Origin of the sequence: Viridibacillus soli (genome assembly GCF_016612995.1) — a bacterium.
GTDB classification, from domain to species: domain Bacteria; phylum Bacillota; class Bacilli; order Bacillales_A; family Planococcaceae; genus Viridibacillus; species Viridibacillus soli.
Genome location: NZ_JAEOAH010000017.1, coordinates 130,677 through 142,452, shown reverse-complemented (window position 1 = coordinate 142,452; position 11,776 = coordinate 130,677). Strand labels below are relative to the sequence as shown.

At 35.0% G+C, this 11,776-nt stretch carries 12 protein-coding genes and 1 pseudogene; 9 read left to right on the top strand and 4 right to left on the bottom strand.

All coding sequences use genetic code 11. The annotated features are described in order from the left end of the window. Window positions 1–258, bottom strand: a pseudogene (locus tag JFL43_RS22605) (IS701-like element ISPlan1 family transposase); the annotation flags it as partial. 168 nt (window positions 259–426) lie between these two features. On the opposite strand from JFL43_RS22605, the gene JFL43_RS12840 reads away from it, so the two are divergent. Beyond that, the gene (locus JFL43_RS12840) at window positions 427–900 is read left to right on the top strand and encodes a hypothetical protein (RefSeq protein ID WP_200749341.1); all 474 of its coding nucleotides are present in this window, start codon (window positions 427–429) and stop codon (window positions 898–900) included. 85 nt (window positions 901–985) lie between these two features. Here JFL43_RS12840 and JFL43_RS12835 read toward each other — a convergent pair whose 3' ends face one another. From JFL43_RS12835 to JFL43_RS12825, 3 genes are all read right to left on the bottom strand, one after another. Further along, the gene (locus tag JFL43_RS12835; protein WP_100794913.1) at window positions 986–1,234 is read right to left on the bottom strand and encodes a DNA-binding protein; all 249 of its coding nucleotides are present in this window, start codon (window positions 1,232–1,234) and stop codon (window positions 986–988) included. A 175-nt stretch (window positions 1,235–1,409) separates the two neighbouring features. After that, on the bottom strand, window positions 1,410–1,793 hold the full coding sequence (locus JFL43_RS12830; RefSeq protein WP_200749340.1) for a DUF5068 domain-containing protein: 384 nt from the start codon (window positions 1,791–1,793) through the stop codon (window positions 1,410–1,412). Window positions 1,794–1,847: 54 nt separating this feature from the next. Then, window positions 1,848–2,018, bottom strand: coding sequence for a hypothetical protein (locus tag JFL43_RS12825; RefSeq protein ID WP_200749339.1), 171 nt, complete (start codon window positions 2,016–2,018; stop codon window positions 1,848–1,850). A 606-nt stretch (window positions 2,019–2,624) separates the two neighbouring features. Here JFL43_RS12825 and JFL43_RS12820 point away from each other — a divergent pair. The 8 genes from JFL43_RS12820 to JFL43_RS12785 all read left to right on the top strand — a co-directional run bounded on the left by JFL43_RS12820 (window position 2,625) and on the right by JFL43_RS12785 (window position 11,727). After that, window positions 2,625–4,283, top strand: coding sequence for a helix-turn-helix domain-containing protein (locus tag JFL43_RS12820; protein WP_200749338.1), 1,659 nt, complete (start codon window positions 2,625–2,627; stop codon window positions 4,281–4,283). Window positions 4,284–4,442: 159 nt separating this feature from the next. Continuing rightward, window positions 4,443–4,565, top strand: a complete 123-nt coding sequence (locus JFL43_RS23065) for a hypothetical protein (protein WP_267907798.1) — start codon at window positions 4,443–4,445, stop codon at window positions 4,563–4,565. Window positions 4,566–4,763: 198 nt separating this feature from the next. After that, complete coding sequence (locus JFL43_RS12810) at window positions 4,764–6,479, top strand: ABC transporter ATP-binding protein (RefSeq protein WP_200749337.1); 1,716 nt, start codon at window positions 4,764–4,766, stop codon at window positions 6,477–6,479. Window positions 6,480–6,545: 66 nt separating this feature from the next. After that, complete coding sequence (locus JFL43_RS12805; RefSeq protein WP_200749336.1) at window positions 6,546–7,532, top strand: ABC transporter substrate-binding protein; 987 nt, start codon at window positions 6,546–6,548, stop codon at window positions 7,530–7,532. A 95-nt stretch (window positions 7,533–7,627) separates the two neighbouring features. Beyond that, on the top strand, window positions 7,628–8,596 hold the full coding sequence (locus tag JFL43_RS12800; RefSeq protein WP_234447761.1) for an ABC transporter substrate-binding protein: 969 nt from the start codon (window positions 7,628–7,630) through the stop codon (window positions 8,594–8,596). A 217-nt stretch (window positions 8,597–8,813) separates the two neighbouring features. After that, complete coding sequence (locus tag JFL43_RS12795; RefSeq protein ID WP_200749335.1) at window positions 8,814–9,629, top strand: ABC transporter ATP-binding protein; 816 nt, start codon at window positions 8,814–8,816, stop codon at window positions 9,627–9,629. A 17-nt stretch (window positions 9,630–9,646) separates the two neighbouring features. Continuing rightward, on the top strand, window positions 9,647–10,693 hold the full coding sequence (locus JFL43_RS12790; RefSeq protein WP_200749334.1) for a FecCD family ABC transporter permease: 1,047 nt from the start codon (window positions 9,647–9,649) through the stop codon (window positions 10,691–10,693). A gap of 14 nt (window positions 10,694–10,707) precedes the next feature. After that, on the top strand, window positions 10,708–11,727 hold the full coding sequence (locus tag JFL43_RS12785) for a FecCD family ABC transporter permease (protein WP_407701979.1): 1,020 nt from the start codon (window positions 10,708–10,710) through the stop codon (window positions 11,725–11,727). Window positions 11,728–11,776 lie beyond the last annotated feature (49 nt).

The following is an 11,776-nucleotide window of genomic DNA, read 5'->3' as shown; positions in this document are numbered from 1 at the left end:
TGCCGCACGTATTTTTGGGATTGTCGTAGAAGATAGGCTACATTCCATGGGCTGTTTTAAGGAAATGCCAAAGTGTTGTACGATGCTTTTGATGGTGGCTAAGGGTATGGATTTCTGTTAGTTTGCCTGTGAAACAAACGCTCGACATCCATCGATAAAGTGAGTCAAATGCCGTAATACGGGCTTTGAAAAGTAAAAAGGCAATTGCCAATCAAGAAACCCTTTGTTGATTTGTTGGTGATGTGTTAATCTATTCATCAGATAGATACGCTCCTTTGGTGGATGATTGGGTCAGAGCTTTCATTTTAACCAAAAGGGTGGATTCTGTCTTTTTATTTTGTTAAATAGAAATTACTTGAATGAAATTTACTTATTTAAAGTTATCTAGTATAACCAAACGCTAATTAGGGTAAAGGGGAATTATTTATGGCTTTATTAAAAGATTATTTTAGTCAACCCAGTTGTGAAGTTGAAATAAATTTAAAGTTAGTCAATGAAGAAAGTGTAGAATTTTTTATTGATTTCCGCTCTGGTCCTGCTTTTCCAGAGGTGCATACAGAAATCGTTTGCTTAAAGAGAGATTTCTTAAAGTTATTAGATGATTTAAAACAAATCGATACTATGCATCTAAGTATGCTAGAGCCTCATGATCCAGGCTTGTGTATTTATCACATTCCTCTATTTGGTAATTATTATTATCCTGGACATGGTTTTCTTCAAGTGCCCGAACATGAAAGGGATGAATGGGAGCCTTATTATAGATTAATTTTTGTGTTAGATGCAGGGGAGAAGAATAATCATAGTGCATCAGAAACTGGTCCTGCACTATGTCTAAAAGTAAAAATGGAACAAATTAACGAATTTGTAGACAGTTTAAAATCAGAGGTAAATAGTTTTTGAGTTTATAAAGAAATCACTGGTGTTCATAATATAACTATACATAAAGCCCAGGTACTCAATTAATTTTGAGCCTGGTCTTTTTTTGTTATTCGTCATAAGGTCTGTATTTTGTATGAAGCTCTTTAGCTGCTTCTTTTCGACTTTCTACATTTTCTCTTAAAAATAATTTATCTCGACTTAATTCTTTTACTGGAACTAACTTACCTCGCTTTACTAGTGAGTTTAAAGCCTGGCGAGATATTTGTAATTCGTCCAATACCTCTGATGAAGTTAATATTTCAGATTGTACCAAGGAGATAAATTCCTCTTTATTAGTTACTTTGTAATCAACCACTTATGCTAACCTCTTTTCTTTTTAAAATACAGAACAATATTAACTATTACTAATTAGATACAGATTGAGTAAACGATAATCAAGAAGTAATCAAAAAACATTGGTTCTGTCCAGTTAACCATATCCGTTAAGACGTAAAGGGCAAATGCTAATGCTGCAACATATCCTATATTTTTCATAATGAATTGGATGTGATAGATTCTCCCGCATGTACTAAATAACTATTATCAGGCGCTAATTTTGTCTTCAGTTGATCTTCTAATGGGATTAAATCTCTGTAATTTGTATGATAGGTTTCTAAACCATCATAAGTCACTGTAATATCTAGAGAAGACATATAATAAGCGTCTTTATCAGAGTCGTTTTTAACTGTGTACTTAGCTAAAATAACGCCACCATCTGTTTGATCTTTAAAGGGAATGTTAAAATCAGTGTGAAAATCCTTTAATTCAACTAAAATATAGGCATCAAGTGAAACTGAGAATTCTCCCATTTTATGTACTTGTGGCTTATTGTTTTCATATAGAGTTTTAGTTGTGCCTTGCGTTTCCTTGGCCATATAGGAAATCAATTGGAAAAGTCATTAGAACCTTCTGCTATTTCACTTTCTTTTTTAGGATCTGTTTCTTCCTCTTTTTTTATCCGCAGAAACCTCTTTATTGTCCACTTCACTTTTTTCACTTGAATCCTTACCTTTTGTTTCTTTGTCGCCATTCCCACAAGCACTGAGTACTAAAGTAGCCATTATGAATGTGGTTAATATGAGTATTAATCTTCCTTTCATCGTAAAATCTACTAAATATAGTAATAGATACTATTTTAATATAATTGTTTTACTTTTATACCCAACTAAAGTATGGAGAATACATGTATATCTTTTGACTTATATATGAGTTAAGTGAAAATTTGTCATCATATATAGCCTCGTTTGAAAAAAGTAGCATACAGTCTAAAGAAGGTGCAGGTTTACTCGTTGTAAAAATAGGGACGGTTAAATAACAATTAAAAAGTCCCCATCTTTGCTATTTGAAAGCAACGATGGGGATTTTATGAGATAAATATCAAAAAAGTATAAAATATTAATAACAAGCTGCAGTGTTATTCTTTAGGAAATGACGGACGTATTTAATTTTCAGCAACTTCATCATATTAGTAAAACCCCATTTTTGCTAATATCCAATGTTCCTTATTACTTGTCACCTAAATCCCCATTTCCTTCATTCCAATAATTCAAACTGAAAAAATATTGATTGTGGAGGTATCTTCCTGTTATATTTCATCATTCTATTATATATTAAAGTGAAAATGATAATCATTATCATTTTATAGATTAAGCATAAAAGAATTTCAATAAGTATGCTTTAATCATGAATTATAGGGGGAGATTTCATTGGCGAAAAACGCAGGGCATATAAAATTAATCAATGTTTTAAAAGATATAAAAATAACAAAAATAAATCATACGGATATATTGGTGTTTAATGGTATTAAATCTCCCACCCTAATCTTTGTAGTTAAAGGGGAGGCTGAGGCTTACTTGAATGAAGTAGTGTCTTCAATAAGAGAGGGGAATCTTATTTGTATACATCCAGGATCTCTCCTGCGTATGCGAAACAGGCTTTCTGATAATGTTTTCCAATATTATCAAATTGCAGTAGAGCAATATGAATTGACTAGTATTTTAGACAATGAATTAAAGTACCATCTTCAAAATAATTATCTCCCTCAAAGTGGATTTCTAACAGAAAAATTACCTCAAAGAGCTTTTATAATAATGAAAGAATTAATGGAGTGTTTTTCTTCAATGGAAGAAAATGACCAAATACATTATTTATTAAAAGAATTATTAGAGCTCTACCTTTTGACAGATACTAGGCACACTAATACAGTATTTAGTTCTACTTGCGCTTATATTGACGAGCATTATCATGAAAAAATCACACGCTCTTTTATGGCCGAAATGATTGGATATAATCCGCGTTATTTTTCTTCCTTTTTTAAAAAGCAAATGGGTTGGAATTTCTCTGATTATCTAGCATACGTAAGGGTAAATAAAGCAAAGGAATATTTACTTACTAGCAATGCACCATTAAACGATATTGCTTATAAAGTCGGATATGCTGATGGTAGTTCATTAAGTAAAAAGTTCAAAAGTTTGGTAGGTATGTCACCAAGTGATTTTCGTTTAAAACGTAAGCCAGAGAGAATTATAGCACTACAATTTTTAGGGGATATGCTCGCGTTAGGTATTAAACCAATAGCATCTACAGACGAAGTCTTAAATGATTCTCAACTTCTACAAACCGATTTAAGTGGTGTTGTTGATGTAGGAAAAGTCCCTCTAGATGAACTGGCTGCAGATTTAATTATTGTCCCAACTTATTACTATTATGCTAACCCGGAAAGGATAGGACAAATGGAGAAAATTGCCCCTGTTTTGATGGTTAATTGGGGAAACAGAGATTTACTAAAGGAGCTACGTTTTTTTGGGGAGCTTCTTGGGAGAGAGCAAAAGGCGGAAGATTGGATAGCAGCATTTAAAGAAAAGGTGGAACAATCTAAACAAAGGATTGAAAAGTTAAAAAAACGAAATGAAACAGTAGCATTATACGAGTTTTGGGATGATCAATACATAAGAATATGGGATCGAACAGCGAGAGCAGCTTATAATTTGTACGATATGCTTGAAATAACAGCACCAGAGCGAATTCAGAGAGAAGTGTTGGATGCTCAAAACCATTTAGTAATTCCAGAGGATCGTTTACCAGAATATGCAGCAGATCATATGTTTATCGTTGCATGTGAAAAAAGTGGGTATCTACAAAGTTTGAAAAAAACAATAGAAAATCACCCCGTTTGGAAATCAATCCCGGCAGTTCAAAAACAGCAGATCTATTTTTTGAAGCAAGAAGAATTTAGATTTTGTGAAGCATATGCGTTGGAAAAACAATTAGAAATTCAAGTTAGACATTTGTTAAAAGAGACATCAGAGACTGACTATCTAACATATGAAAATACTGACTTATTGACATCGACTATAAATGAATAAACTGATATTCTAAATGAGAATGATAATCATTGGCGTAAGGATAAAAATGTTTAAAAATAAATCACCTTTCTTGTTTTGTCTACTATTTATCGTGTTTGCAATCGTTATGGTTGCGTGTAACAAAACCGGAGATAGTACAACCAAGGTATGTGGACTTCAATGGATGCAGTAAAAAAAGACCAAGTTTTTGTTCTTGATCCTAAGAGGTTCTGGCCATATGACCCAATCGCAGTATTAGCTCAGACAGAAGAAATAGCAGATTTGCTAGTATCTAAGAAATAGGGAAAGTAATAAGTATTTAAATTATTTTCAATGATGAGAGGCTATGCCTGAATCAGTTTTGATTTAGAAAAGCCTCTCTTTTCTTTTGCTACCATTAGTGAATTACACATTTGTGCAAAACTTTCGTTACCTTCACCTTTGAATAGTGCAGGGATGTAGATTTAAAAAAAATATTGCTGAGTAGGAGTGTGTTTGACAATGTTAAAGCGATTTTTTTCCTATTATAAACCTTATAAAGGATTGTTTATATTGGATTTTTCCTGTGCAATCATCGCAGCATTATTAGAGCTTGCTTTTCCATTAGCGGTAAATCGAGTAGTGGATGATTTGTTGCCATCAGGAAACTTGGCATTTATCTTATGGGCATGTGTTGGATTATTTGCAATTTATATAGTCAGTTCATTCCTTCACTATGTAGTTACTTACTGGGGACATAAGCTTGGAGTGAATATTGAAACAGATATGCGTAAGGAGTTATTTACTCATATTCAAAAACAACCCTTTAGATTTTTTGATAACAATAAAACAGGTCATTTAGTTTCTCGAATGACAAATGATTTAATGGATATCGGAGAAATTGCCCATCATGGACCAGAAGATTTATTTATAGCACTGATGACATTAACGGGTGCATTTAGTTTAATGCTCTCAATTAATTGGAAATTAGCTATTCTGACATTTATCATCATTCCACTGATCATCTATTTATCATTGTACTTTAGCCGGAAAATGTCTCGGGCATTCGATCGAATGTTTGCTGATATTGCTGACTTCAATGCAAGGGTAGAAAATAATGTGAGTGGCATGCGAGTGGTACAGGCTTTCGCAAATGAAGATTATGAAATCGCGCAGTTCACTGAAAATAACGGTCGCTTTCGTAATACAAAGTTGATTGCTTATCGAATAATGGCTTGGAATTCATCTATCAGTTACATTCTTATGAAAGTTGTTTCCATTTTCGTCCTATTATGTGGAACTTGGTTTGTTATACAAGGGAATATGTCGTATGGAGAATTTATCGCCTTTGTACTTCTATCAAATGTATTTCTTCAGCCGATTCAACAAATAAATTCAGTAATTGAAATGTATCCAAAGGGTATTGCTGGTTTTAGACGTTATTTGGATTTACTTGAGACAGAACCGGATATTGCAGATGCTTCAGACGCAGTAGATGTCGCACAACTACAAGGGAATATTAAATATCAAAATGTATCATTTGGTTATGAAAATAAAGAAAATGTGCTAGAGAAGATTGATTTATCAATCCGTGCAGGCGAAACGGTAGCACTTGTAGGTCCATCTGGTGCAGGTAAAACAACGCTTTGTAGCTTACTACCTCGTTTTTACGATGTCAAAAACGGCAAAATTACGATTGATGGCATTGATACGAAGAAAATGACGTTAGAATCTCTTCGTTCTCATATAGGAGTAGTTCAGCAAGATGTTTTCCTTTTTGATGGAACGATTCGCGAAAATATTGCCTATGGTAAATTAGGCGCTTCAGAAGAGGAAATTTGGGCGGCAGCAAAAAAGGCACAGCTTGAAGAGATTATCCTTTCTCAATCAAATGGGTTAGATACAATGATTGGTGAAAGAGGAGCAAAACTATCCGGAGGACAAAAACAGCGTCTTTCCATTGCCCGTATGTTTCTGAAAAATCCATCTATTCTTATTTTAGATGAAGCCACTTCTGCGCTAGATACAGAAACAGAAATTGCTATTCAGAAAGCTCTAACTAATCTTTCGAAAGGGCGTACAACACTTGTCATTGCCCACCGCCTAGCAACGATAAAAAATGCTGATCGTATCATTGTTGTAACAGAAGAGGGTATCAAGGAACAAGGGAATCATAGTGAATTATTGGAGATGAAAGGTACATACAGCAGACTTCATGAAGCACAATTTGGATTTTAAAGTTGAAAGAATATGTAGGAGATATAGTAAAAACAAACTTAGAATGACACAAATAAAGGAGAATATATGATGTTCAATAAATTGAACATGAAGTTAATTTTGTTAATGGTACTTAGTATGATGCTTATTTTAACAGGATGCGGATCAAATAAGAGCAACAAAGCACAAGAAGAACAGAAAAATGAAAACGTTCAAGCTGAAACGGGAACTCGTACTATTACTGACGATATCGGTCGTAAAGTCGAAGTACCAGATAAGCCTGTAAGAATAGTGACAGATTGGTATTTAGGACAATTGTTAGCACTTGATGTCACGCCAGTAGGAGCTGTTATGGCAAACCTGGATTATGCAGCCTATTTGAAAGACTATTATAAAGAAGATGCAATTGAAAATATAGGTGATGGTGAAGCTTCTCTAGAAAAAGTTATGGAAGTAAATCCTGATTTAATTATTACATGGGACAAAGAAGCGGTTGAAAAATATGAAAAAATAGCTCCAACGATTGTTTTCTCTGACACTACTCATAAATCTATTCATGAAGAGATCAAAGCGATGGGGGAATACCTTGGACGTACAGATCAAGCGGAGCAGTTTCTAGGAGATTTTGATAAGCGTATTGCAGCAGCAAAAGAAAAAATTAATAAAGTAATCAACAAAGATTCTACCTTTACTATTTTCGATTTAGGGAAAAAGAACCTTTCAGTTATTGCTCCGAACGGTGTTGTTGGAGGGAGAGCGTTATATGAAACATTAGGAATGACACCTCCACCAAAAGTAAAAGAATTGTTTGATACGAAACAAGCAGATGGTAACCGTTATGAAATATCATATGAAGTTGTAAATGACTATGTAGGTGATTATGTAATAGAGATGAACTTCTTTAATAAGGGTGGTTCATTACCAACTACATGGACAAATCTTGATGCAGTTAAAAAGGGAGAAGTTATTACTTTAGCTCCCGAATATTACTTTGCTTCTGATCCAGTTTCAGTACTGCACCAAGCAGAAGATTTAGCAAATAAAATTGAGAAACTAACGAAGGAGAAAAAATAATATCAGTCAGTTTTGTGCACTTATACGGTGGCTTTCGCAAGGACACAGGATAAGAGTTTAGAAAAATCAACGTCAATGGATAAGGGGATATTAATTTGTATATACAACAAAATCATAATCGACTTTGGAAGGTAGGAATAGTAGTATCACTATTCTTATTAATAGTTTTATTTCTTTCCGCTTGTGGGAAGACAAATACTGATAAAACAACTAAGAGTTCAGATGTTAAAGCAGATAAAACAACAAAAACAATAAGTACTGTAAATGGAGAGATAGAGATTCCTACGCAGCCAAAGCGCATTGTGGCAGAAGAATATCTAGGTAGCCTAATTGCTTTAGATGTTATTCCTGTTGGAGCACCTGAACTGACACTTAAAAACTATTATTTTAAAGATAAATTAAAAGGTGTTTCTGATACAGGAGTTTATGGAAAACCATCTGCAGAAAATATTCTAGCAATGAACCCGGACTTAATTATTACTGGGAATAATGAAAGTTACAAGATACTAAGTAAAATTGCTCCTACAATAGTTGTTCCCTATGGTGATTTGAAAAACGCCCATGAGGAGCTAACTTATTTCGGGAAACTATTAAATAAGGAAGATGAAGCAAAAGATTGGCTAGAAACATATGACGAGCAGATTGCAGATGCTAAAGCCAAAGTAGACGCGGCTATTAAAGTGGATAAAAGCTTCTCAATTATGGAAGACGCTGGCAAGGTGACATATGTGTACGGTGATAACTTTGGTCGTGGTGGCCAAGCAATCTATCAAGCTTTTGGACGGAAACCTCCAAAAAGTATTGCTGAAAAAATTATGAAGAAGCAATGGGCAGAGCTTTCAGAGGAAATGATACCAGAATACGCTGGAGACTATATTATTATGACTTCCAACGGTCGAACGGTTGAAGATTTCAAGAAAAATCCAATTTGGGGTAGTTTGGAAGCAGTTAAGAATGACCATCTATATATATGGCCAGAAGAACGCTCTTGGTATTATGACCCCATTGCAACACTTGCACAAGTAGAAGAACTAACTACTTGGCTTACTAATCTTAAACAATAGAAAAGGATGGTCCCTACCTACTTAATGGTGTGGGAACATCTTTCTTTTTATTGAAAACTTTTGAATTGAATATAGTTTCAGTAGTAGTTTGGCAGGAATCTTTGAGCAATTGTGAAAAAGTTGTAAATATTTTCAACCTACTTTATACTAAATTAAATGATAACGATAATCATTCTCGATATAGTTCCGTAAGGCAAAGGAAAGGTGATAAACAAATATGTCAGTTCTTACTGTCGATCATATAGCAGTTGGGTATTCAAACACTGTAATTATAGAAGAGTTAAGTGCGGCAATTCCTGAAAAAAAAATCACGACCATTATTGGCCCAAATGGATGTGGTAAATCTACGCTCCTAAAAGCAGTTGCAAGGATTTTAAAAACACAAAAGGGTGCGATATTTTTAGATGGACGTGCAATTCAACAAGTTTCAACTAAAGAAATTGCTAAGAAACTGGCAATTTTGCCACAGAGCGCTGAAGCACCACCTGGGCTTACGATATTTGAATTAGTCTCATACGGTCGATTTCCCCACCAGAGAGGCTTTGGTACATTGAAAAAAGAAGATTTAAAACATATTCATTGGGCAATTGAAGTCACTGGATTAGGTGAGCTAAGAGATCGCCCTGTAGAAGCGTTATCTGGCGGACAACGGCAGCGTGTATGGATTGCAATGGCACTTGCACAAGATACGGAAATATTAATATTGGATGAACCAACAACTTATTTGGACTTAGCACATCAACTTGATATTCTCCTATTGCTTAAAAAGTTAAATGAAGAAGAAGGAAAAACAATTGTAATGGTATTGCATGATTTGAATCATGCATCACGTTTCTCGCATTATATGATTGCGATGAAGGACGGTGAAATTATTACAGAAGGGGAACCTAAAAAAGTAATGAAAAGTGAAAATTTAAAAGCAGTTTTTGATATTAATGCAATTTTAATGACATGTCCTTTTAGCCAAAATCCAATTTGTTTATCTTATCAATTGAATAAAGAAACAGAATGCTTATTGCAAACTGTTGAATAATAGTAAGGAGAAAGTAGATGTCAGATTCAGTAGAAGAGTCAATAGATTTAAAGAAAGTATATAAGGGTTCACGTCCAATTATTGCAACTTTCATATTAATGGGTGGAACGATAGGACTTTTATTCTCGATAGGGTTATCAGTATCATTTGGCGCAGCAGATATTGATTTTGCGACTGTTTGGTCTGCTGTTTTTCAATTTAACCCCAATTTGACAACGCACCAAATTATTCAAGATATAAGACTACCAAGAGTTCTTGGTGCAGGTTTAGTAGGAGTGTGTTTTGCTGTAGCGGGATCTATTATGCAAGGAATGACACGAAATCCATTAGCTGATTCGGGTCTATTAGGATTAAATGCAGGTGCGGCTTTCATGCTTGCTATCTGTTTTGCTTTCTTCCCTGGCTTACCTTATATGTATATTATTTTATTCTCATTTTTGGGAGCAGCATTAAGTGCAGGTATTGTTTACGGAGTGGGTTCATTGGCAAAGGGTGGTTTAACACCTATGCGTCTTGTATTAGCAGGAGCAGCGGTCAGTGCTTTACTTGGAGCGCTTAGTGAAGGGATTGCAATTTATTATCACATTGGTCAAGACTTGGCGTTTTGGTATGCAGGTGGTGTTTCCGGTACAAAGTGGGAGCATCTTAAAGTTATGTCTCCATGGATAATAGCAGCAATTATAGGAGCAATTATGCTGTCAAAATCAATCACATTGCTTAGTCTTGGAGATGAAGTTGCAATTGGACTTGGACAACGAACAGGGAAGATAAAATTCTTCGGATCAGTTGTCGTATTAGTGTTGGCGGGTGCTGCCGTTTCAGTTGTAGGGGCAGTTGGGTTTGTTGGATTAATCGTCCCCCACTTAACTCGTTTCCTTGTAGGTAACGATTATCGTTGGATTATACCTTGTTCAGCAATTTTAGGAAGTCTCTTAGTTATACTAGCAGATTTTGCTGCGAGAATGATTAATCCACCTTATGAAACGCCTATCGGAGCATTAATTGCTTTAATTGGTGTTCCGTTCTTCCTTTATCTTGCGCGTAAAGGAGGAAAAGAGCTGTGACTGAGGAAAATTACATTTCTGCTTATCAACAGAAAAAGCATCGGAAGAATATCTTTCTTATTCTTTCTGTTTTTATACTCATCATAATAATGTTCATGATAAGTATGAGTACAGGTTTTATAAGGCTAACCCCAATGGAATTAATCCGAACATTATTTGGAATGGGGACGGATAAACAGAATATTATCTTGTTTGATTTTAGATTGCCGAGAATCGTCATCTCTATATTAGTAGGAATGGCGTTAGCTGTATCAGGAAGCATATTGCAAGGAGTTTCAAGAAATGCATTAGCAGATCCTGGAATTTTAGGGATTAATTCAGGTGCAGGGGTAGCTGTTATGTTATTTATTTCGTTCTTTCCAACTACAACAGCAGCTCCTGTTTTTTTCCTTCCTATATTAGCGTTTATAGGTGCGGGAACCACAGCCATACTCATTTATGTACTTGCATATAAACGTGGAGAAGGTATTTCGCCTACAAGGCTATTGTTAACAGGTGTTGCAGTAGCGGCGGGTATTAGTGCGGTAATGATTGTATTGACATTAAGATTATCGCCTGAAAACTATCAATTTGTTGCTGTTTGGATGGCGGGTAGTATTTGGGGCTCTAACTGGAGCTTTGTCTTGGCATTATTACCTTGGATTCTGATTTTATTACCAATCGCTTATTCGAAAGCTCGTGTTTTAAATACATTAAATCTAGGAGAGATACCTGCTACTGGACTTGGACTAGCTATAGAAAAAGAGCGATTAATTTTACTTGCAGTGGCAGTTGGCTTAGCTGGTGCAAGTGTATCTGTCAGTGGAGGAATTGGTTTTATTGGTTTAATCGCACCACATTTAGCACGTCAATTAGTAGGTGCAAAACATCAGTATCTGTTACCGACAGCTGCTTTGGTAGGTAGCCTTTTGTTAATAACTGCGGACACGATAGGTAGATGGATATTAGAACCATCTGAAGTTCCAGCTGGAATTGTCGTTGCAGTCATTGGAGCACCTTATTTCTTATATCTACTTGCAAAGTCAAAAGCATAGAGAAGACATTTTGAGTATCAAAATAATAATTTAAATAGGAGGATTCAAT

Coding starts and splice junctions, on each gene's coding strand:
- JFL43_RS12840 (WP_200749341.1), top strand. CDS start 427: ATGGCTTTATTAAAAGATTATTTTAGTCAACCCAGTTGTGAAGTTGAA.
- JFL43_RS12830 (WP_200749340.1), bottom strand. CDS start 1,793: ATGGCCAAGGAAACGCAAGGCACAACTAAAACTCTATATGAAAACAAT.
- JFL43_RS12825 (WP_200749339.1), bottom strand. CDS start 2,018: ATGAAAGGAAGATTAATACTCATATTAACCACATTCATAATGGCTACT.
- JFL43_RS23065 (WP_267907798.1), top strand. CDS start 4,443: ATGGATGCAGTAAAAAAAGACCAAGTTTTTGTTCTTGATCCTAAGAGG.
- JFL43_RS12810 (WP_200749337.1), top strand. CDS start 4,764: ATGTTAAAGCGATTTTTTTCCTATTATAAACCTTATAAAGGATTGTTT.
- JFL43_RS12805 (WP_200749336.1), top strand. CDS start 6,546: ATGATGTTCAATAAATTGAACATGAAGTTAATTTTGTTAATGGTACTT.
- JFL43_RS12795 (WP_200749335.1), top strand. CDS start 8,814: ATGTCAGTTCTTACTGTCGATCATATAGCAGTTGGGTATTCAAACACT.
- JFL43_RS12790 (WP_200749334.1), top strand. CDS start 9,647: ATGTCAGATTCAGTAGAAGAGTCAATAGATTTAAAGAAAGTATATAAG.